The following is a 22,167-nucleotide window of genomic DNA, read 5'->3' as shown; positions in this document are numbered from 1 at the left end:
GGACTGCATTTGTCGGGGGTTAACTGAGTCAGAAACAAGATATTCCTCTAACGTCCAGCGAACGGCGGAATTAACTTCTTCTAAGATGTTGGCGGACGATGGTTATGCTCCTATTTCAAGGAGCTCGTTCATGTTTTCGCGTAAGGCGTACTGGAAGCAGCCGTTTCGAGCTGGCCTCCGCAGGTTTTCCCGGGACGCCGAGGGCGGCGTCACCATTATGTTCTCGCTCCTCATTGTCACGCTGTGCCTGTTCGTGGGCGCGGCGGTCGATATCGGCCGTTGGGCCCAAGCGCGCTACCAGACGATCCAGGCGATGGATGCGGCCGTGCTCGCCGGCGGCAGCGTGATGCAGGCGGCCGATAACCCGGCGTCGGCGCTCACCCTCGCCCAGGCAACCGCCCAGCGCTACTACCTGGAAAACACCCAGAACCGTTCCCCCGTCACCGACGACACGGTTTCGTTTACGTCGGTCAACAACAACACGGCGTTCGTCGCAGTCGGCAACGCCTACATCGAAACCGTTTTCCTGAATTTTGCCCGGATCCCGAAACTCCCGCTGCTCGACAAGTCCGAGGCGAGCTATTCCAAGGCCGAGCTAACGGGCGGCGGCGGCACGACCGGCAACGGGAACGGCAAGATCGACGTCGAGATCGCCATGATGCTCGACGTGACCGGCTCCATGGCCGGCTCCAAGATCGTCGACCTTCGGGCTGCGGCCAAGGACCTCGTGAACATCGTCATCACCGAGGGCGTCTATGCCCGCAAGGTGCGTGTCGCGCTCGTGCCGTTCTCGGAAGGCGTGCGACTGCCCTCGACCGCGAATACAAAGGCGCGCGGCTCGCCTGTGGACCCGCTTTCGGTCAACTACACGTCGGGCAGGAACACCTATACCGCCACCTACCGCCGGACCGATTGCGTCGTCGAGCGGACGGGCGCGAACAAGTACACCGACGTCGCCCCCGGCACCGGCAACTTCGTCATGACGCTCTACAAAACCAGCAATTCCTGCGTGCTTTCGACCGACGAAGAAGTCGTGCCGCTGAGCGCCGACAAGGAGTTCCTCAAGGGCCGTATCGACAAGCTCGACATCTCCGGCTCGACCGCCGGTCAGATCGGCACGGCTTGGGCCTGGTACGTGCTGTCGCCGAACTGGAACACGCTGTGGCCGACGGCAGGCGCAGCCGCCACTTACAGCGACAAGACCCAGAAGATCGCGATCCTGATGACGGACGGCGAATATAACCTTCAGTTCGATGCCAAGGGCATCGGCACTGGCTCGGCCGGCGCGGGCGCCGCCGCCAACGGGTCCTCGCCTGATCAGGCGAAGGCGCTCTGCGCCGGCATGAAGGCTAAGGGCATTACGGTCTATACGGTCGGCTTCGCACTCGGCGGCAATGCCACCGCCATCGCCACGCTGAGCAACTGCGCGAGCAGCAGTTCGACGAATTACACGGCCGCCAACGGAACCGAGCTCAAGCAAGCGTTCCGCGACATCGCCAAGAAGATCACACCGATCTACCTCTCGCACTAGAGTCGTTCCGGTTTTGATTGAACCGCGGAAAGGCTCTAGCCTTTTACTTTGTCGTGCTTCTTATCCGGCACTGTCGCCAGCATGGCTTCGCCATGACCGGGGACCCACTTTTCCGGAAGCACTCTAAACGCCACGCGCTCGACGAGCCTCCGCGTGCGCCGGATCCCCCCGATCCGGCGCACGTCTTATTTTCAGCCTCAATGCAGCGCCTTCTCCACAGGTCGGCGGCGCCGGGTGCCTTGCGGCGTCGAACGTGCCAGAATACCCGCCCTGAGGCCGTATCCGGGAGCCGCCGCAGCTTGTAGACGCTATGGTTGCATAGCCTTGGGGGAATTCACTTCGTGACGAAGACGGTTGCTTGGCTTGCGGCGGGTCTCGCCGGAGCATTGATGCTCGCGGGGTGCTCCTCGTCCGATCCGGGGTCCAATGCCGCCGCAAACGCGCCTGGATCGGCCGGCGACGGCGTGCGCCGCGATCCGGTCGTTGCCGGCCGCCGATCGCGCGTGTTCGTCATGGCGGGTTTCGGGGAAAAGTGTGAAAGCCTTGCCACGCCCAACCTGACCCTGACGCAGCCGCCCCAGAAAGGCGACGTGTCGTTCGAGCCCGGCCAGGAGACGACGGTGAACACCAGTGCGACCGGCACGTGCATCGGCCAGCGCGTCACGGGGACCGGCATTTACTACACGGCGCGGCCCGGCCAGACGGGTCAGGACAGCTTCGCGGTCGAGGCCGAACTCGGCGGCTCGGTGACCCAGCGCACGTTCTCGGTCGAGATCGTGGACTAGCGCTCGACTTTCGCCGGACCGCGCGCTTCAGGCCCGCCGAAAGTCGCAAGAATGAGCGGTTGTAGGACCCGGTATCGGCTCGTAGGCTCTGCGCCTGACCGCCTCCCGGCGCTCCCATCCAATCCCTCGGCCGTAATGACCAACAAGTCCCAGCGCACGCGCATCACCGCCCAAGAGGCGTTGCAATTCCATAGTCAGGGGAAGCCTGGAAAACTCGAAATCACGCCGACCAAACCGCTGCTCACCCAGCGCGATCTTGCGCTCGCCTATTCGCCGGGCGTGGCCGTGCCGGTGGAGGCGATCGCGGAAAACCCAGCCCTCGTCTACGACTACACCAACAAGGGAAACCTGGTCGCCGTCGTCTCGAACGGCACGGCGATCCTCGGGCTCGGGAACCTCGGTGCGCTCGCCTCGAAGCCGGTGATGGAAGGCAAAGGAGCGCTGTTCAAGCGCTTCGCCGATATCGACGCGATGGATCTGCTCGTCGACACGGAGGACGTGGAGCAGTTCATCAATTGCGTCCGCTATCTCGGCCCGACTTTCGGCGGCATCAACCTCGAGGACATCAAGGCTCCGGACTGCTTCATCATCGAAGAGCGGCTGAAAGAGCTGCTCGATATTCCGGTCTTCCACGACGACCAGCACGGCACGGCGATCATCGCGGCGGCCGGCCTCATCAACGCGCTCGAACTCACGGGCCGCGACATCGCCAATTTCAGCCTGGTCGTGAACGGCGCCGGCGCGGCCGGCCTCGCCTGCATCGAGCTTTTGTGCGCGCTTGGCATGCCCCGGCAGAACGTGGTTCTGTGCGACACCAAAGGCGTCATCTACGAGGGCCGCAAGGCCGGGATGAACCAGTGGAAGTCCGGCTTCGCTTCAAAGACAAAGGCGCGCACCCTCGCGCAGGCGCTCGCCGGGGCGGACGCGTTCTTCGGGCTTTCGGCCAAGGGCGCGGTGACGGCTGAGATGGTGGCGTCGATGGCGCCCAAGCCGATCATCTTCGCCATGGCGAACCCCGATCCCGAAATTACGCCCGAGGAGGTGCAGGCGGTGCGCGACGACGCCATCGTCGCGACCGGGCGCTCCGACTATCCGAACCAGGTCAACAACGTCCTCGGGTTCCCGTTCATTTTCCGTGGCGCGCTGGACGTGCAGGCGCGCACCATCAACGACGCCATGAAGATCGCGGCCGCCCAGGCGCTGGCGGCGCTGGCGCGCGAGGACGTGCCGGATGCCGTCACGACGGCCTTCCTCGGGCGGCGTCTCACGTTCGGTCCGGACTACATCATCCCCGCGCCATTCGATCCGCGCCTCATCAGCCGTATCCCGCCCGCGGTCGCGCAGGCGGCGATGGAGTCCGGCGTCGCGCGGCGGCCGATCGTCGACATGGATGGCTACGTGTCGCGGCTCAAAGGCCGCCTCGATCCCGTCTCCGACTGGCTGCAGTCGATTTTCGAGGCCGTGCGCGCCGCGCCGAAGCGCGTCGTGTTCGCCGACGGCGAAGAGCTGGCCGTCATCCGCGCGGCCAATGCCTACTTTACGCAAGGGTTCGGCATTCCGATCCTGATCGGCTCTGAAGATGCGATCCGGCGTGGCTTCCACGAGGCCGGCATCCGGATGCGTGCGGAATTCGAGATCGTCGATCCCCGCCGCTCGCCCCTCGCGGAGGAGTTCGCGGACCACCTTTATGCACGGCTGCAGCGGCGCGGCTATCTGCGGCGCGACTGCCTGTGGATGGTGAAGAACGAGCGCTACGTCTTCGCCTCGCTGATGGTGGCGCTCGGACTCGCGCAAGGCATGGTGGCCGGCGTCACGCGCAATTGGACGAGTGCCTTCGAAGACGTCCGCCGTGTCATCGACGCGAAGCCCGGACGGCATGTGATCGGCGTGAGCCTGGCGCTCAGCCGCGGGCGTGGCGTCCTGGTCGCGGACACCAACGTGCACGACATGCCGACCGCCGAAGAGCTCGCGAATATCGCAACCGAAGCGGCGAACGCGGCGCGCAAGTTCGGGATCGAGCCGCGCGTCGCGCTGCTCGCCTACTCCACGTTCGGACAGCCGCACAGCGAGCGCACGGCGCAGGTGCGGGAGGCCGTCCGGTTGCTCGAGCAAGGCGATGTCGATTTCGAGTTCGACGGCGACCTGGCGGCCGACGTGGCGCTTTCACCCGATCTCATGAAGCTCTATCCATTTTGCCGCCTCTCGGGCCCGGCGAACGTGCTCGTCATGCCGGCTTTCCATGCGGCCTCGATCTCGACCAAGATGCTCGGCGTGCTCGGCGGCGCGACGATCATCGGCCCCCTGCTCGTGGGTCTCGAGAAGAGCGTTCAGATCTCCGCGCTCGGCGCCAAGGACGAGGATCTCTTGAACCTGGCCGCCCTCGCTGCCTACGACCTCGGCGGTTGAGGCTCCCATTGCCTTAGGCCGCCGCTCCGTCGCAGTATCCCGGTCGAGGAGACCGCCGCGTGGATCGACCACCCGAACACTCGCAATCGCAATCCCATCCGAAAGCCGGTGAGACTGCGCACGTCCACGACGAGCACGGGCACGACGAGCACGGGCACGACGAGCACTGGCACGACGAGCACGGGCACGCCGCCCATGGGCGTGGGGGGCATGGCCGCCATGATCACACCGCCGGCCTCAGCGAGCGGCGTCTGGGACTGGCCGCGCTGATCACCGGCTGCTTCATGGCGGCGGAGTTCGCGGGCGGACTGGTGTCCGGTTCGTTGGCGCTGATCGCGGACGCGGGACATATGCTGACCGATTGCGCCGGGCTGGCGCTGGCGTGGCTCGGCCTGCGGCTCTCGCGACGGCCGGCGGATTGGAAGCGCACGTACGGCTACGACCGGTTCGGCATCCTCGTCGCCTATTCGAACGGGCTGCTTCTGTTTCTCGTGGCGGGCTGGATCGTGCTCGAAGCGGTGGACCGCATCGCGACGCCCGCGCCGGTGCTCGGCGGCATGATGCTCTGGATTGCCGCGGCCGGACTCGCCGTCAACTGCGCCGTGCTCTGGATGCTGCATGGCGGCGATCAGCACAATCTGAACATCCGGGCGGCGGTGCTGCACGTGCTCGGCGATCTGCTGGGATCGGTCGGCGCCATCGTGGCCGCGCTGGTGATCCTGTCCACGGGCTGGACCGTCGTGGATCCGGTGCTGTCGGTGGTCGTCTCTCTGCTCATCCTCGTCTCAGCCTGGCGCCTGGTGCGGGACAGTGGCCATATCCTGCTCGAAGGGACACCCGAGGGCGTCGACGCAAAGGCCGTCGCGGCGGATCTCATGCGTTCGGTGCCCGGCGTGCTGAATGTGCATCACGTGCATGTCTGGTCGCTAAGCCAGGAACGGCCGGTCGTGACGCTGCATGTCCGGATCGCGGAGGGGACGCCCGCACCGGCAACGGTGCGTTCGGTCAAGGAACGGCTCAAAGCCGAATATGGTCTCGACCACGCGACCGTCGAGATCGAGTTCGAGGACTGCGCAGACCACGCATCCACCCGCGTGGGGCCGCCCGGACACTCTCTGTAAAGGCTGTCCGTCCCTACGCAGCCTTCCCTATTGCACTCGCTTGTTTCCCCCCGCAATACTCGCCCGGAGCCGCACCGAGGGCAGTACGGCGTTCAGGGACAGGTCCATGTCGGAAGATGGGAGGTTGACACGGAGGACCGCGCTCAAGCTCGGTCTTGCCGGGGCGGCGACGGCTGCAGGTCTCGACCCCTCTTCCGCCGCGTCAGGCGAAACAAAGGCGCCCCCGCCGGCGCGAAAACCGAACATTCTGTTTCTGCTCGTCGACGAGCAGCGCTTTCCGACCGTGTATGAGAGCGCCGCCCTGACAGAGTTTCGCGCCACGCACCTTTCCGCTCAGGGAGCGCTCGCCAAACGCGGCGTGTCGTTCGAACGCCACTATGTAGCGTCCGTCGCCTGCGTGCCGAGCCGGACTTCGCTCTACACCGGGCACTACCCGTCGCTGCATGGAGCCGCCAACACCGATGGGGCGGCGAAAGCCGCGCACGACCCCGACATGCACTGGCTGCGGCCGGGTTCGGTGCCGACGCTCGGTCACTACCTTCGCGCCGGTGGCTACCGGACGTTCTGGAAGGGCAAGTGGCATGCGCACGAGGCGGATCTCCTGGTCCCCGGCACGAGCCAGGTCGTGACCAGCTACGATGCCAACGGCTTCGCCGATCCCTTGAAGGAGGACATCTACCTCAAGGCCGATCCACTCGACAAATTCGGCTTCTCGGGCTGGGTCGGGCCGGAGCCGCATGGGTCGGACCCGCTCCGGTCCGGATCGTCCGCGCCCGCGGGCAAGCAGGGCCGCGATCCGGCGATTGCAGAGCAGGTCGCCTCCCAGCTCAAGACGCTGCACGAGGCCGAGGACGATCGTCCCTGGTTCCTGATGGCCTCCTTCACGAACCCGCACGACATCGCGCTGTGGGGCTTCTTCTCCAATCTGGCCGAGCAGTTCCGCGCGGCGTACGACTTCAGCATTCCCGACACGGTGCCGGCCGAGCCATTCGACAGGGGCCTGTTCGGCCGGACGCGTCTCGAAAAACTCGACGACAAGCCGTCGTGCCAGCGGTCCTATCGCGACGCCTACGGTAAATTCATGCAGCCGAGCTTCGCGAGCAACGACTACTACCGCCTCTACTATCGCCTCTACTATCGCCTGCATGCGGACGTGGACCGCCACATCGGCAACGTGCTGTCGGCCCTCGAAGCCACACGGTTCCTCGACGACACGATCGTCGTCTTCACGTCCGACCACGGCGACCTTTTGGGCGCGCACGGCGGTCTCCACCAGAAATGGTACATGGCCTACGAGGAAGCCGTGCGCGTGCCGCTGGTGGTTACGCTGCCCGGCAAAAGCGAGGCGCGCACCGTTCCCATTCCGACGAGCCATATCGACATCGTGCCGACGCTGCTCGGGCTTGCCGGCATCAATCACGACACCGTCCGCAAGACGATCGCGCCCGGCTTCACCGATGCCCTGCCGCTGGTCGGACGGGATCTTGCGCCGCTCATCCGCGGCGAGGTGCCGGCCGAGAAGCTCGCCGAGCCGATCTACTTCATGACGGACGACGATCCGAGCCGCGGCCTCGACCAGAAGAACTTCATCGGCATCGCCTACGATTCCGTGGCGCAGCCGAACCACGTGGAGACGGTCATCGCGGCCATCAAGGGCGAGATCTGGAAGTACTCGCGCTACTTCGACCATCCCCGCTACTGGAGTGCGCCCGGCACGCCGGGGGCGGACGGCGTTCGCGATGTGGTCGCGATGCCGAAGGGCCGGGAGGAGGACGCTGAAGGGCGCTCGCGGAGGATCTACGAGGAGCGCGTGAAGACGCAGCCGGCGCCGAGCGAGTACGAAATGTACAACGTCACGACAGATCCGATGGAGCTCGAGAACCTCGCCGGGAAGGCCGAGTGGCAGGAACGCGAGAGCGAACTGCGCGTGCTGCTCGTCGAGCAGTGCACCCGCAAACGGCTCGTTCCGCAGAGCGGGCCCGTGCCCGGAGAGACCGGCTGCCGCGCGGGATAGCTCCGGCGGGTGGAACCCATTGGGATTGAAATCGTTACTCTCTTGCTTCGAAAGTGAGAGTGATGGCCAACGATTTCCTCAAAAACATGCCCCCGGCGCTCAAATCGCTTTGGCAGCTCGAAAACGAGCTTCGCAAGTCGCTGCAGAATGCGGTGCTGTTGCGCCGCGCGGATGCCAATGACAACCTCGAAAAAGCACGCGGGCATATGAAAGCTGCGTTGAAAGCCGTGCGTGGAGAAGCTGCCGCCGAGGGTCGCGGTGAGACTGCCGCCGAAGACAGTGCGCCTCAGCCGCAACAAAACAGCAATTCCAAGTAATTCCGCGGTTCGCCGGAACCTCAGAACCGTAGTGCGTGTTTATGGCTCCGAGGGGCGCTGCATCGCCCTTTTAATCAGGAGCGCCGAACTGGGAAACCGGTTCGGCGCTCCGTTGGTTTGGGCCGGACCGCTCGCCCTCGGCCAAAAGAATGGAAGGACCGCAACTTTTTGCGGAACCATTCATCCGGAGGTGGATTGTCGTTGCATGACAGCGTGAATAACGCTGCCATGCTCCTGAAAGGGAGCGAGCCGACGAGCAGGCCTTTTGGCAGGCTCGCCGGCTTTTTCTTTCGGCCTATTCGTTGGCCATGTCCAACCAGAGGGTCATGATCAAAAAAAAGGCTGGCATAGAGCCAGCCTTTCTCGTTTTGCGCGCTCGTTACGGGGTTGGTGGCGCGGGGGTCGGGGTCGGCGCCTTGGTCGGCGCGTCCGACGGCGTTTGAATGGCGGGCCGGTCGGCGGGCGCGTTGGTGACGTTTGTGGTGTTGCTAAACGAGCCCAGCAGCGACAGGACCAGAAGAGCGGCTACGGCGATGCCGAGAACCATGGGCCAGCTGAAGCTTGAGCGCGTGTCGATAGCATTCGGATCGCGATAAGGGTCAACGCGGTCACGGCGATCCTGGTTGGTATCCGGATAGGCCATTTTGTCCTCCTTGTCGGCTTCCTTGGAGTAGAAACGGCTAGGGATGAGGTCAGTTCCCCAAAATATCAGTTGCCACCGGAAACAGGGCTAAGCGCTGCGCGTATCCGCGGGAAACAACAGGATTTCCAGGGTAAACAGGACCGTCGGCGAACTCCGTGTCAACTCATGTCCAAGACCGCCTGGCGCAGATAATCGCTCAGGATCGTCGTGGCGCCGACGACCTCGTGCATGCCGCATTCGGACGTCTTGAGCACGCCGACCGACAGGCATTCGCGATCCGCCGGAATGACGACATACGAGACTGCGTGAAGTTCTCCTGCTTCGGCGCGCGCCAGAAGGTCTCGCAAGCCTTCCACCATGCGCACACGCTCTTCCTGCGTTTTGGCCTTGTTCAGATCTTCAAGTCGAATGAGGTCGCCCATGGCCGTCCTCTCTGTTTTCGTGACGTCTCCCGGATTCAAGGAATGAACCGGCTCCGAGGTTCCAATACCGCATGCAATGCCGCGCTGCGGTATCGTCGCGTCGCTGGGAACACACTTCGTTGAGAACACCTTCATAGGGAACATGATCGATTGCTGGCACGCCTTTGGCGACCCGACATCGTGTTGCCGCGGTCCGGCTGGATGAGAGCCGCATGACGCAGAGACTTTCATTGCAGGATCTGATGCGCCGGCATGTCCGCGATGGGCGCCCCGTCGATGCCGTGACGGAGGCGGCCCTCCGCGCCGATGACAGGCCCAGCGCGAGGCAGCTGCTGGCAGCCATCGATCGCCGTCGCGCGCTCAATCGCGCCGAGGGCCAGCGCTTGCGGCACATGCTGAGGTACGAACGCGACCTCTGGTCGAAAGGCGTGGTGCATGTCGCGGGCGTGGACGAGGCGGGCATGAGCCCGCTTGCCGGACCGGTCGCGGCCGCAGCGGTCATCTTCGCGCCGGGGACTAAAATCGCGGGCGTGGACGATTCCAAAAAGCTCAGCGCGGAGATGCGCGACCGGCTGGCGGCCGAGATCAAGACGCAGGCCGTTGCCTGGTCCGTCGGTTTCGCCGAGGTCGCGGAAATCGATACCATCAATATCTACTGGGCCGGGCTGCTCGCCATGCGCCGCGCCGTGGAGGGGCTCTCGTGCACGCCCGGCCACGTTCTGACCGACGCGCGCCGCATCAAGGACCTGCCCCTTCCCCAGCAGCCCATCGTCAAGGGCGACAGCAAGAGCCTCACCATCGCGGCGGCATCGATCCTCGCCAAGACGGCCCGGGATGCCGTGATGCGGGATCTCGACAGGCAACATCCGGACTATGGATTTGCGCAACACAAGGGTTATCCGGTCCGGGCGCACGTTACGGCCTTGCGGACGTTCGGCGCCTGCGCGGCCCACCGCCGGTCCTTCGCGCCAGTCCGGGAGGCGCTCGGTCTGCCGCCGCTGCCGCCATGGCCGGACCAGCAGCCGAGCGAAGGCTGAGGACAGCCCCGGCGCATCCCTGACAGGCTACGTTCATGCAATCGTTGCGAGAATAAGGCCGACGGGCGCCCTGTCCGGGGTGAAATTCGCGCCATTTTTCCCGTTTGTCAGGTTGCTTTCAGCTTCGCGCCGGATGGTGCCACTCGGGCGACGGGGACCGAGGGGAAACCATTCATGTACGCCGCAATCGTTCTTCCCGCGTTCAACGAGGAAGACAGCATCGGACCTTTGCTTCGCGAGATCCGCGAGACGATCAAGGGCCTTCCGGTGCGCGAGGTCGTTCTCGTCGACGACGGCAGCTCGGATTCAACGGCCGCCAACGCCATCGCTGCATGGGGCGACGATCCGTCGTTGCGCATCATCCGCCACGGCCGCCGTCAGGGCCAGAGCCGAGCGCTGCTGACCGGCATCCGCGCGGCTTCCCAGGATTTGATCGTAACGCTCGACGCCGATGGGCAGAACGATCCGGCCGACATTGCCACGCTGATTTCCAGCTACGCCGCCCGCCAGCATCGGACCTCGCGCATGATCGTCGCCGGGCAGCGGATGCGGCGGCAGGATACGCTCGTGAAGCGCGTCTCCTCGCGCATCGCCAATCGCATCCGTGCCAGCCTGCTCGACGACAATGTGCGCGACACCGGCTGCAGCCTGAAGTTGTTCCGCCGCCAGGACTTTCTCGACCTGCCGTTCTTCGATCACATCCATCGCTTCATTCCCACCATGATGAAGGCATCAGGTGTCGCCGTGGTGCTGGTCGATGTGGGACACCGGCCGCGAAAGGCGGGCACATCCAAGTACGGCTTCTGGGATCGCCTGTGGGTGGGCATCTATGACCTCGTCGGTGTGCGCTGGCTGCTGAAACGCCAGATTGCCAATGTCGAGCTGGAGACTGTGCAATGAACGCTCATTCCTTCGCCTCTTCGGAAACGATTTGGCTTTGCATCGGCTTACTCGGGCAGGCGCTGTTTTCGGCCCGCTTCTTCGTGCAATGGCTTGCATCCGAGCGGCAGCGGCAATCCGTCGTGCCGACGGCCTTCTGGTACTTCAGCCTGGCGGGAGGCGTCGTACTTCTGAGCTACGCGATGTGGCGCGCCGACCCGATCTTCATCATCGGGCAAGCCACGGGCCTGCTGATCTACGGCCGCAATCTCTATTTCGTCAGCAATGCCGCGCGCCCGGACGCTGGCGTGCAGGACGCCGCCGCGCAGGCCGCGGGTTGATCGCTTGAACGTCAAAGACCAGACGATCGAGCACGCCGGGCTCATCGCGCTCGTCGTGCTGACGGGGCTGCTCGTCGCCGTCTTGACGACATGGCCCGCGTTGCCGGTCGACGAGACGCGCTACCTGACGGTCGCCTGGGAAATGCGATCCTCCGGCAGCTGGGCCCTGCCCACGCTCAACTTCGAACCCTACTCGCACAAGCCGCCGCTGCTGTTCTGGCTCATCAATGCAAGCTGGTCGCTGTTCGGCCTTGCGGTTTGGCCCGCGCGCCTCGTCGGCGCGGCCGCCATGGGCGCGACCCTGCTGCTGACCCATCTGCTCGACCGCCGGCTTGCGCCGGATCCCTCCCGGGGTCCTGCCGCGAGCGCGCTCATGCTCGCCGGCCTGCCGGTGTTCATCATCCTCGGCTTCTCGATCATGTTCGACATGCTGCTCACGGCAACGGTGGTCGGCGCGCAGTTGGCCCTCTGGCAGGCCGGCCGGCATGGCCGACGGCGGGCGTTCCTCGGCTACGGGATTTGCACCGGTCTCGGCCTGCTCGCGAAAGGGCCGATCGTCCTACTCTTCACGCTGCCGGCGGCGCTGCTCGGCTCGTCGTGGATCGATGGCGCACAAAGGCGCGGATGGCATACGCGTATCGGAGCGTCCCTCGCCCTCGCCGCCGCCATCGGGCTCGCCTGGGCCCTCCGCGCCGCCTACCTGGGCGGGCCCGACTATGCGGAGATGCTGTTCTGGAAACAGTCCGCCGGGCGCATCGCGTCGTCGTTCGCGCACGCGCGTCCGTTCTGGTTCTACGGACCGATCGTGCTCTTGTTCCTCGCGCCGCTGCTGGCGTGGCGTCCCGCTTGGACCGGCGTACGCAAAATCCTCACTGGCCCCAACGAAGCTCGCACCTTCCTGCTCTGCTGGATCGTCCCGGCGCTTTTGGGCTTGAGCGCCATCAGCGGCAAGCAGCTTCATTACCTGCTGCCGATCGTACCCGCGATGGCCTTGCTCATCTCGCTCGGCTTGAGGACTGTCCAGGGGCGTGTCCGTGACATGCTCCCCGTGTTGCTGTTCGCGGGCGCGCTCGTCGTTGGCGTGATCGTCCTCGCGCTGGATGGCGCGCGCCTGCTGCCGAGCAATTCTGTCGCGAGGTCCGCTCTGCCGGCGCAAAGCTTGCCGCTCTTGATCGCAATGGGCCTGCTCGCGCTCGGCGCGCTCTGGGCGTTCGCGGGCACGGCGCGCCGCGCGCTCATCGGCGTCGCCATCGCCAACCTCGTCTTCGTGCTCGGCGTTGCCGTACAAAGCCGCGACACGGTGACAAACCTTTTCGATCTCCAGCCCGTCGCCGACGCCCTCTCCCAGAGGCGCAATGGGCCAATCGCCATGACGCAAAAATCACGCGGCGAGTTTGGATTCCTGGCGCGCCTGACGCAACCGGTCGAGCATGTGCCCCTGGAGGATCTGAGCGGCTGGCTGGCGGCAAACCCGTCCGGCATCGCGATTGTGCCTTCGCGGCTTGGCAGCCGGACGTCCGCTCCACTGCAGAACCCGATTATCTACAGCAGAAGCTACCGGATGAAGGAAGTGATGACCCTCGTCACCGGCTCTCGGGGGTGAGGCGTGCGCGGCGCTCCCGGCGGCTCCCGGCGGAACATTTCCGAGGCAGCCGAAGTTTCCATTCCGCATCATCCTTCCCAACGCGCGGTGCCATATGGTGGCCGAAACTTCATCGTCCGCTTCGACGTCACAGCCCGCCTCAGGCTGGTCTCGCGCGATAAACCACGCGTTTTCCCGGATGGCCGGATGGGCGGCCGACGCGATGGGGTCAGCCAGCGCCTTCGTGATCGCGACTGCCGGATGCATCGTGTGGGCCGTCTCAGGTCCCATTTTCAACTACTCCGACACCTGGCAGCTCGTCATCAACACGCTCACGACCGTGCTGACGTTTCTCGCCGTCTTTTTGATCCAGCATACGCAGAACAAAGACGGGCGCGCGTTGCAGCTCAAATTGGACGAGCTCATCAGCTCGACACAGGCCGCGCGAAATCGCCTGATCGACCTGGAGCACTGCACCGACGAGGAGTTGCAGGAGCTTCAGGAGGAGTTCAAAAAGCGCCGGCTTCAGCCGCCTAAAGCAGACGCGGACTGAACTCGATCCCGCGCGCACACTTCGCGCACTGATCCCGCGCCTGGCCGGACATGTTCGATGCGAGCGGCTTCGATGCGAGCGGTCCGGCCACCAATCATTTTTCCGATCGGATGGCCGGACTTTGATCGCGATCAAACGTGCGACGAAACGGCTAGGCGAGGATGTGGACTGCGATGGCCGCTGGGACGCGTCGACCCGAAGGGCCACTGCCGAGGGCGATCACCGGCATCAACGCTATTGAGCCGGGAGTTTCGTCGTCATCATCGGGGAAGCCACGCCGTTGACATGGTAGCTGTGGCACAGCACGCAGTCCTGGCGCGACTTGCCGCTTGCGTGACAGGTCTGGCAGACATCTTTTTTCACGGCGCCGAAATCGGACGCGAACATCTGCGGATTGCCTTGCTCGTAGCTCTTCAGATACGGGCGGCCCTTTTCGAGGCTATGGCAGGCCAGGCACCCGCGATCCCCGGTGACGGCGAAGTGCGGCTCGTGAATGAAATTCGTAAAGCGTCCCTTCTTGCTCTCCAACGACGCTGGCGAGAAGTTGACGATGCGCCCCTTGCCCTGAAGATCGTCAACGCTGTGGCATTTCGTGCAGGCTCCCTGAGCGTCCTTGCCCGTGAGAGCATCGAAGACCGCCGCCGCCGGGCTCTTGTCGCCTTTCGGCCCCTCTTTGGGCGCTTGGGGTCCCGTTAGAAAGAGCCACGAGAAGATGAATTTGTCCTTGTGGCCCGTGGGCCGGTAGTAGATCGCGTAGTCCTGCCGATACCAACCGCCGTACTCGGCCCAGCTCTCCGGATCTATATCGCTATCGATGCTGATCACGGCAGCAGCCTCCTTCCGCGGCTCGGCCGTTGCCGCGCCAGTGTTCGCCTTAGTGGCGTCAGGATCATTCCCATCAGCCTTGGCGGCTGCAGCGGGGCCTCCACCGGATTTTGGATTTGTTGCGTCCTTGCTGCCGGACCCTCCTGCAGGCTGCGATGCCGTGTCGGCGCTCTTCGTTCCTGAGGGAATCCCGCGGAGCTCATCCGGCGTGGGGAAGAGAAGATCGTCACTTTGATCCGCAGGATCGCTTGCAGGCTGTCCGCCGGCCGTGGCCGCATCCTGACCGCCCTCCGCCTTGCCTTTTGCGGGGCCGCTTGCTTTCGCCGCATCGTCAGGCGGGGCTATCGCTTCATTCTTGCGATCCGGCTTGGCATCGCCTGCATCCGGCTTTCCGGTCTTCTTTTCAGGCGGCTCATCTTCGTCGGTATCTTTGTTGCGAGCGGCGTCGATCGAGCGCGGTGTGCCGCTCGGCAACAACCTGCGTCCTGGGATCGCCTCGCTGCTGTCTTCGGCGACGCGCGTGTCGTCTCGGCTGGGTCTTCGGTGGGACCCGCTTGGGTGCGCACCAAACAACTCTTCTGGTGAAGCTATCCCGGCCAGTTTCGTTTCAGTCGTCACCGTGCTCCAGCCGTCCTTCTCGGCGCTCTCTTCCGGACGACTGGCCATTTCGGCCGCGAGATTTGGCAGCCATTGCTGTTGCGCGCTGACGACCACATCGCGCGGAATGCTTGCGGTCAGGTCGGCCACGAGGTTCGCACTCAGCTTCGCCCCGCCGCCGATATTGAGGTTGCCCAGAACGTCGGACGCTTTTCCCTTGATCAGGGCATGGAACAGCCGCTTGGTTTTCCAGACCAGCGCCGTCACCGCCTTGATCTGAACGTCGCTCGCAGTGCTCAGATCCTGCAGGTTGAGGCCGTCCACGATCTTGATCAGTTCACGGCCCCGGTCATCCTTGCCGATCATCGCCTTCATGAAGGGTGTGAGCTCGGCCTCTGACGCTTCCGGCCATTCGCCGATCGCGGCCTTCTTCTGTTTCAGCGTCGGCACATCGAGGCCAGGCACGGACAGGAACGCAACGCCCTTCGGACCGCTGGCCCGCTCCGTACCAATGATCTGGTTGAGATGGCAGCCCGCGCAGGTCTGCTCGAACGGCGCGACGGCCATGACCCTCTTATTCTCGCGGCTGTTGTGGCAGGTCGAGCAGGTTTCGGGAATTTTCCTTGCCGGATCCTTCTTCGCCACTTCCGGATAATGCTTTCCGAAATGGCCGGCGTGATCGTAAACGATCCGCGTGCGCCGCTTGAACGGGTAGGTCTCGAATTTCGGATGATCGCTGTCGAAGCTGTCGAACTTCACCATATGGCAGGAGCGGCATTGCTCGTTGGAGATCTTGCTCAGATTGAAATTTACGCCCTGATGCTCCTGGTGGCAGGTCGCGCAAGCCAGACCACCGGCGGCGACATCGTGGGCCGGGAAGGCAATGTCCTGCGCCCGGGCCGAACGCGGCGCAGGCGTTTGCGCGGCGACTTTCGTCAGCCGCGCGGTGCTCTGCTTGAGCGCTTCGGCCGACGCGCCATGTGCGTTGAAGGCCGTGTCGGGCATTTTGTGGCAGGTGAGGCAGGCCTTGCTGTCGGCTGCCGGATCGCCGGCGACGAGCCCGTGAACCCAGCTCAATTTGCCGCTGCCGCTCTTGGTATGGCAGGCGCTGCATTTTTCGATGGCGCCGTGAGCGCTCGTCAGCGGGCCCGGCATCAGGACCTCCATGCCCTTCGTAAGAAAGAGGCCCGCACCTAGAAACGCGATGGTTACAAGCGCCAATAGAACGGCCGCACGGTCCCGCCGTGAGCCGGTGGCGCTCTGGCCATCGGGACGAGCGGATCTGGGCCACACCGATCGCCACATCACCAGGACCCCGAGGAAAAGGCGTAGACGACCAGCACATGCATCACCGCCAGCACGATCAACGCATAGGTGACGGGCACGTGCACGAAAAGCCAACCCCTGGTGAGCGCGAGATAGACACGCGCGAAATCGAGGCGATCCTTTTCAATCGTAACGGTCCTGATCGCGGCGAGCTTCTCCTGGTTCTCCTGGCCGACGTAGCGGGACAGGCTGTCGATTTCGTCGGTCAGCCGCTTGAGAGGGCGCTGCGAACCGATGAGGTGGGCGGTGACATTGCGCGGGCCATCGAAGAAATCACGCAGGTGGTTGTTGTAGAGATCCGTGATCCAGGCGTCATGCGGCAGACCCGGCAGGGCCGGTAATCCTGGCAAGGCAATCTGCGCGGCGGTAGGTCCGGCTTCGGTGACGGCGGCGTGGACAGCGCGCGCCAGCTCGGCGCGAAGGACCGGAATACGATCAAAGGTGACGCCCTCGTCGATCAGGCGCTTCGTCTTGAGCGACCAGGCGAGATAGGTGCCGAATATGCCGCTGAGCGTTACCAGCACGAAGCCCGTCCACAGCGCCCATTCGAAGCCGGTATCCGGAAACGAGAAATCCGAATGCGAGATGAAGACGGCGATCAGCAGAAACCCGAAGAAAATGTGGGTTTTCCGCCAGCGCATCGCGGATTTTGGCGAGAGCCGCGCCGTCTTGGTTGCTATGTGGAAATAGATCTGCACGGCCATGCCGCCGGCCAGCACCCAGCCGTCGAAGTAGCGCGGATCGCGAAGCGCGGTGCCATAGATCCAGACCAGCCAGAACAAGCCGCCGGACAGGGCCGCGATCGAAAGAGCCTGTACGATCTGGCTCGTGGGATATCTCGCCGAGCGCCTCCCGATTATCTCATGTGCCACGGCAGTCCCCAAGCTTTTCGTATCGCGGCCGTTCTGCCCAAAGCATCGTCACGCTCGTTTCGTCGTCGCAAGCTGCCCGCATCAATTGGGCGGCTTTCTCGCCACGCCCTTGTATTTGTCCGGTCCGGGAATCATGCTGTCGAGCGCGGCCAGCGCGGTGCCGTCGTATTTCTCGGTGATGAGGATGAGCTGTTGGGAGACGCCGTCGGCCGCAGCGGTGAGACGGCGCTCATTGTTCAGCTTCAGGCCGGCGGCATGGCCAAATTTGACGATTTCCGCGATTTCCGGAACGCCCGGTGCGGCCTTCGCCACCTCGGCCAGCTGCTTGCGCGCTTTATCGGCGCGCTTGGCCATCTCGAACGCATAGGCCTTTCTCGCCGTCGCCTTGCCGATGCCGCGCAATGCGGTCTCGAGTTCCACGCCGAGGCCGACGAGATAAAGCATCCGCGCGCGCGCCGCGCTGGCCGCCACGTTTTCCCTGCCCTTCGAATGCCAGGTGTTGTGCCGCACCTCGCCTTGCGACCAGGACACAAGCTCAAAGGCGCTGCCCGCCTTGTGGCCGCCCTTGTTCACAAGCTCCTCTTGCGGCACGACGTGGCAGCCGTAGCAATTCTTGGCAAGCTGGTAGACCGAGCGCGGCCTGATCATCCCTTTGGAGTCGGCGAGCTTCCAACGCTCCTTCGCCTCGGCCTTGCTCTCGAACAGGATGGTCTTGCCGCTGAAGCCGCTGTGGACCTTGATCCAATCCTGCCCGGCGCTGTGACAGGATTCGCAGGAGATGCCCGCGATCGGCTCTTCCCGATTGTTCTTCTGCTGCAGCGTGAAATGGCAGCTCGCGCACAAGCTGTCGTACTTGATGCGCCGTACTCCCATTTTGTCGGCAATTTCGTTCGCCTTGGTGTCGCGCGGCATGTCACGGAACGTCTTGAAATGGTGCGAGCCCTTCCACGCCTCGACCTCCTGCTTGTGACATTCGGCGCAGGCATTCGGGCCGACGGTCTTGGCGGACTCGGACTCGGACGCGATCGCGCCGACCGTGGCACAGCCGAAGATCAAGAACACTCCGATGAGATAAAGCGCGGAAGTGCCGAGGGCGGGCTCTGGACCGATCCCGTTTGACCGAAGGCTATGTGATCCCGGATTGAGAATGACGTCTCATCCTTCCCTGGCATCAGCCGCTCGATACGCTTGCATCGTCGGCTCGCGGCGCTCGTGGGAGGAACTGAGCGAGGGCTGGCTCGACTGACGGCGGGAGGGCTCAACGAGCCATCCCATAGCGCGCGTCAGCACGCCATCCTCGACCGGATCGCCGGTCGTCGGCAGGAACGGATCCGCATAACAGACCGCGCCGGAGCGCGCCGCGATCGCCTTGACCTGCTCGACCATGCCTGGCGCCCCGCAGGCATACAGCACATCGGTCGGCAGCAAGAGCGGCAGATAGTCGGTCGGCCGTCCCGGCATCACCGCGGTGGTCACGTTCTGAGGCGTGCTGCAGACAGGCACGACGAGGACATTGGGGTAGCGGGCCAGCCGGGCCAGCGCCTCGCCCATATAGAGTGCCTCGATGAAGCGGCCGCCGACGACGATCATGATCCTCCGCTCCGGATACTCGCGCAGCGCGGCGACCGCGATCGACCAGATCGGCGCAAAGCCGGTGTTGGTGGCGACGAGAACGAGGCGGCCGTCCAGTTCGGGCCGGAAATGCGCCGAGCCATACGGCCCGGCTAGAGTCACCTGATGACCCAGCCTAATGCGTTTGCCGAGCGAGGACGTGACACGCCCATTCGGCATGCGCCGCACATGAAACCAAACCGAGGCGCTGCCCGGATCGCCGCGTAACGCGTGGGTCATGCTGAAGGGCCGGCTGGGATATCCCTTGAAACGCACCTGCGCGTATTGTCCGGCATGATAGGGCAGCGCACGGTCCGTGCTGACGCCGACCTCCGTCACCTCGGCCGACAGGGGAACCAACGAGCTGACCACGCCATCAACGGCGCGGAGACCGGACGATTGCTTCTTCTCGATCACCGCGTCGCCGGCGATCCGGCACTGACAGGCGTGAACGATACCGGGCTCCGCACCCTCTCCTCCCTGCACGTCACCAGCGACCAACCGCACGCAACAGGTGCCGCAGTGCCCGGCGCGGCAGTCATGGGGAAGATCGATGCCATTGCGTAGCGCGGCGTCCAGCAGCAGCTCGCCTCGGCGCGCCGGGAACGCTTGGCCGTTGATCGTAACTTTGTAACTGATTGCCATTGCTTTTTCCGAACGACTTTCGTTGAGCTAACCGCACAAGTGCTCTTACGAAGACAATCAGGCAAAAAATGTGGAGCACGCCGACAAGGGCATGGCCAAAGCCGCGACGTTTATGCTTGTTAAATGCGCGCCGCCCGACAATCGAAAATCTGATTTATTCCGTCGGACCCAAAAATGTCACGATTGAAGCAGCCGTTTTCCAATAAAATGAGCGCATTGACGCGTTCTGCTCAATGCGTTCCATTCGAAATAGCAAGCTCTTTCATTTGATTACCAAACCGGCGTCTGCGGACTTTCGTAACACCTACGAACTTGTTCTCATTTATCGTCATTGATTTTTTGCCGCCATGTGACGGCCCGTTTTGAGCGCTATTTGTCGTTCAGCTCTCCTGGGCAGCAATCAAGTGCCCTCCTCGCGCAATCCGTACATTTCGGGGTATCGCCCCGAACCTGGTCACATGGTGAGGCGATGACACGTACTTCCTATCTTTTCAGGTATTCCTGTGCGTTAGCGAGCGCACTGCTGACTTGCGCAGCAGGCGCTGCGCCGGTCTCTTCAGCCGCAAGCGGCGATCCTGCGGGGGCCCATGCCGTGCGCCATCCGCGTGGCTTGCAGGTGGCCGAGAACAAAGCCGATGCAAATGCCGCACTCGACGCTTTGATCAAGGCGGACGAGGCCAAGAGAGCCAAGGCAAAGAAGGCTGGCGAAAAGGCTGGGACTGCGCAACCCAATGCCTCTGCGCAGGACGGCGCCAGCAAGGCGCCTGCGGGAGTGCACGCGGACAGTAGCGGACAGATGTTCCTCATGGGGGCGGCCGCAGAGGCCTCGAAGGGCAAAGAGGCCCCGATCCCGGCGGTCGACGAGGAAACGCTCTCCCTCTATCCCACCGCGGCGCAATGCGGCGAATGCCACAAGCAGATCTATGACGAGTGGTCCTCGTCGCAGCACGCCTATGCGTCGATCTCGCCTATGTTTCACAAGTTCGAGCAGAAGTTCCAGGACCTCACCCAGGGCACGGTCGGCACGTTCTGCGTGCGTTGCCACCAGCAGGTCGGCACCCAACTCGGAGAAAGCCGTGAAACGCCGCTCTGGGCGCGCAGCCCGATCTCACGCGAAGGCGTAACCTGCATCACCTGCCATCGCGTCAGCGAACACTACGGCAAGGTCAACGGCGAGCGCCGGGTCGTGCCAGGCAAGATCTACGAGCCGGTCTACGGCAGCGGCGAAAAGAGCGTGATCAAGGACGTTCTCGCCAACAAGGACACCTACTCGGTCAAAACCAGCACCGACGGGCGCGGCAACGACATTCACAAAGGCATGATCACGAACGACCAGATCACCAAGTCCGAGTTCTGCGTCAGTTGCCATCAGGTTGCGGTCAACCTCGGCATCAAGCTGGAGATCGTCTGGGACCAGTATCGCGACAGCCCGGCGCGCAAGGCCAACGTGACCTGCCAGGATTGCCATATGGGCAAGGTGCCCGGAAAACCCGAGGGCTATGCGACCGCGCCGTCAGCCGTGGTCGGGGGCAAGGATGTCAATCCCGGACGCAAGCACGCCAATCATCGTTTCATGGGCCCGGGATATTCGATCGCCCACCCCGGCATCTTCCCGCACAACACGAAGGCCCAGGCCTACAGCATCCAGGACTGGTTGCAGTTCGACTGGCGCGCGGGCTGGGGCACGACCGCGTTCGAAGACAAGGTCGCGGACAAAAAACTCAAAGTCGATTTTCCGAAACGGTGGGCCGATGCGCTCGACCGCGAGGACGCCCGGCAGATCATCGACGAGAACCTCAAAAAACTCGACGAGCGGGACGAACTCCGCAAACAGGTCATGGAGAACAGCAGCCACATCGACGGTCCCCACATCCAGGGCACGCCTGCGGTCGGATCTGATCTGACGTTCTCCTACAAGATCAAGAACACGAACACGGGACACAACCTGCCGTCGGGCTCATTGGGCGCGCAGCCGCAGCTTTGGGTGAACGTCGCCCTGGTCGATCCCGACGGCCAGAACGTCTGGGAGTCGGGCTACATCGACAGCAACGGCGACATCGCCGACCTGCATAGCCTCGACGTCGCGGCCGGCCGCATCAAGACGGACCAGCAGCTCGTGCACTTCCAGACCAAGTTCCTGACCACGAACGTCAAGGGCACGGAGCGGGAGATGTACCTGCCGGTGAATTTCGACGTCGATCCGCTGCCGCATCTGCGTCCACCGCAGATCCCGACGACAGTTCTCAATCATCCGCCGCTGGTGCGCATGGAAAACCGGTCGCTGGCACCGCTGGGCGAGAAGCAAGCCAAGTACGTCGTGCCCGGCAATCTGATCACCAAGCCCGGCAAGTACAGCCTCGCCTTTCGCATGCGGAGCCGCGCCGAGCCGATCTATTTCATGCGTTTCGTCGGTTCGACCAAGGAGATGGAGCAGAGCATGAACGAGCGGATCATGAACTTCCACGCCTTCGCGGTGGATGTCGACGTGAAGCAGTAGCCGGAACGCTCAAGTGAATCGCGCGGGGCGCCTGCGAGGGGAAAAATACGCGGGCGCCCATCGTCCCCACCACCAATGCCCAACACGACGACCTGGGGGTCACCTGTATGATGTGTCATGCGTATCGTGCCAGGACAAGCACAGCCACACTTGCGCTGGTCGC

At 63.8% G+C, this 22,167-nt stretch carries 18 protein-coding genes; 12 read left to right on the top strand and 6 right to left on the bottom strand.

Annotation, left to right across the window (positions count from 1 at the left end; all coding sequences use genetic code 11):
* The first annotated feature begins 130 nt into the window (after positions 1-130).
* From ACTIFK_RS08010 to ACTIFK_RS07985, 6 genes are all read left to right on the top strand, one after another.
* Positions 131-1,531 carry a pilus assembly protein TadG-related protein gene (locus ACTIFK_RS08010; protein ID WP_439542534.1) on the top strand — a complete coding sequence of 467 codons (1,401 nt, stop codon included), beginning with the start codon at positions 131-133 and terminating at the stop codon, positions 1,529-1,531.
* A gap of 341 nt (positions 1,532-1,872) precedes the next feature.
* Positions 1,873-2,316, top strand: coding sequence for a hypothetical protein (locus tag ACTIFK_RS08005; RefSeq protein WP_439542533.1), 444 nt, complete (start codon positions 1,873-1,875; stop codon positions 2,314-2,316).
* A 135-nt stretch (positions 2,317-2,451) separates the two neighbouring features.
* The gene (locus ACTIFK_RS08000; protein WP_439542532.1) at positions 2,452-4,722 is read left to right on the top strand and encodes an NADP-dependent malic enzyme; all 2,271 of its coding nucleotides are present in this window, start codon (positions 2,452-2,454) and stop codon (positions 4,720-4,722) included.
* A gap of 59 nt (positions 4,723-4,781) precedes the next feature.
* The gene (locus ACTIFK_RS07995; protein ID WP_439542531.1) at positions 4,782-5,843 is read left to right on the top strand and encodes a cation diffusion facilitator family transporter; all 1,062 of its coding nucleotides are present in this window, start codon (positions 4,782-4,784) and stop codon (positions 5,841-5,843) included.
* Positions 5,844-5,967: 124 nt separating this feature from the next.
* Positions 5,968-7,857 carry a sulfatase-like hydrolase/transferase gene (locus ACTIFK_RS07990; protein WP_439542530.1) on the top strand — a complete coding sequence of 630 codons (1,890 nt, stop codon included), beginning with the start codon at positions 5,968-5,970 and terminating at the stop codon, positions 7,855-7,857.
* Between the two features lie 62 nt (positions 7,858-7,919).
* Positions 7,920-8,174: a hypothetical protein gene (locus tag ACTIFK_RS07985; protein WP_439542529.1), complete on the top strand. Its 255-nt coding sequence runs from the start codon at positions 7,920-7,922 to the stop codon at positions 8,172-8,174.
* Between the two features lie 379 nt (positions 8,175-8,553).
* Here the strand turns inward: ACTIFK_RS07985 and ACTIFK_RS07980 are convergent, their stop codons facing one another.
* Positions 8,554-8,817 (bottom strand): hypothetical protein, encoded by a 264-nt coding sequence (locus tag ACTIFK_RS07980; RefSeq protein WP_439542528.1) that lies wholly within the window; start codon positions 8,815-8,817, stop codon positions 8,554-8,556.
* 158 nt (positions 8,818-8,975) lie between these two features.
* A complete protein-coding gene (locus tag ACTIFK_RS07975) occupies positions 8,976-9,239 on the bottom strand; it encodes a hypothetical protein (protein ID WP_439542527.1) in 264 nt (87 codons plus the stop codon).
* A gap of 212 nt (positions 9,240-9,451) precedes the next feature.
* On the opposite strand from ACTIFK_RS07975, the gene ACTIFK_RS07970 reads away from it, so the two are divergent.
* The 5 genes from ACTIFK_RS07970 (at position 9,452) to ACTIFK_RS07950 (ending at position 13,631) form a co-directional block, all read left to right on the top strand.
* On the top strand, positions 9,452-10,276 hold the full coding sequence (locus ACTIFK_RS07970) for a ribonuclease HII (RefSeq protein ID WP_439542526.1): 825 nt from the start codon (positions 9,452-9,454) through the stop codon (positions 10,274-10,276).
* A gap of 174 nt (positions 10,277-10,450) precedes the next feature.
* Positions 10,451-11,176 carry a glycosyltransferase family 2 protein gene (locus tag ACTIFK_RS07965; RefSeq protein ID WP_439542525.1) on the top strand — a complete coding sequence of 242 codons (726 nt, stop codon included), beginning with the start codon at positions 10,451-10,453 and terminating at the stop codon, positions 11,174-11,176.
* Positions 11,173-11,496: a lipid-A-disaccharide synthase N-terminal domain-containing protein gene (locus tag ACTIFK_RS07960; protein WP_439542524.1), complete on the top strand. Its 324-nt coding sequence runs from the start codon at positions 11,173-11,175 to the stop codon at positions 11,494-11,496. The genes ACTIFK_RS07965 and ACTIFK_RS07960 overlap by 4 nt, the downstream gene beginning before the upstream one ends.
* 4 nt (positions 11,497-11,500) lie before the next feature.
* Positions 11,501-13,099: an ArnT family glycosyltransferase gene (locus ACTIFK_RS07955; RefSeq protein ID WP_439542523.1), complete on the top strand. Its 1,599-nt coding sequence runs from the start codon at positions 11,501-11,503 to the stop codon at positions 13,097-13,099.
* A 94-nt stretch (positions 13,100-13,193) separates the two neighbouring features.
* Positions 13,194-13,631, top strand: coding sequence for a low affinity iron permease family protein (locus tag ACTIFK_RS07950; protein ID WP_439542522.1), 438 nt, complete (start codon positions 13,194-13,196; stop codon positions 13,629-13,631).
* A 234-nt stretch (positions 13,632-13,865) separates the two neighbouring features.
* Here ACTIFK_RS07950 and ACTIFK_RS07945 read toward each other — a convergent pair whose 3' ends face one another.
* The 4 genes from ACTIFK_RS07945 to ACTIFK_RS07930 all read right to left on the bottom strand — a co-directional run bounded on the left by ACTIFK_RS07945 (position 13,866) and on the right by ACTIFK_RS07930 (position 19,507).
* Positions 13,866-16,208: a hypothetical protein gene (locus tag ACTIFK_RS07945; RefSeq protein WP_439542521.1), complete on the bottom strand. Its 2,343-nt coding sequence runs from the start codon at positions 16,206-16,208 to the stop codon at positions 13,866-13,868.
* Positions 16,209-16,357: 149 nt separating this feature from the next.
* A complete protein-coding gene (locus ACTIFK_RS07940; RefSeq protein WP_439542520.1) occupies positions 16,358-17,251 on the bottom strand; it encodes a hypothetical protein in 894 nt (297 codons plus the stop codon).
* Positions 17,252-17,332: 81 nt separating this feature from the next.
* Positions 17,333-18,307: a multiheme c-type cytochrome gene (locus tag ACTIFK_RS07935; protein ID WP_439542519.1), complete on the bottom strand. Its 975-nt coding sequence runs from the start codon at positions 18,305-18,307 to the stop codon at positions 17,333-17,335.
* 99 nt (positions 18,308-18,406) lie between these two features.
* Entirely contained in the window at positions 18,407-19,507 is a 1,101-nt protein-coding gene (locus tag ACTIFK_RS07930) for a 2Fe-2S iron-sulfur cluster-binding protein (protein WP_439542518.1), read from the bottom strand.
* Between the two features lie 592 nt (positions 19,508-20,099).
* Between ACTIFK_RS07930 and ACTIFK_RS07925 the strand changes: the two genes are divergently transcribed.
* Positions 20,100-22,004, top strand: a complete 1,905-nt coding sequence (locus tag ACTIFK_RS07925; RefSeq protein ID WP_439542517.1) for a multiheme c-type cytochrome — start codon at positions 20,100-20,102, stop codon at positions 22,002-22,004.
* Positions 22,005-22,167 lie beyond the last annotated feature (163 nt).

Origin of the sequence: Hyphomicrobium sp., assembly GCF_051860585.1 — a bacterium.
Taxonomy (GTDB): domain Bacteria; phylum Pseudomonadota; class Alphaproteobacteria; order Rhizobiales; family Hyphomicrobiaceae; genus Hyphomicrobium_C.
The sequence above is the reverse complement of the archived record's forward strand: the minus strand, read 5'-3'. Positions and strand labels throughout refer to the sequence as shown.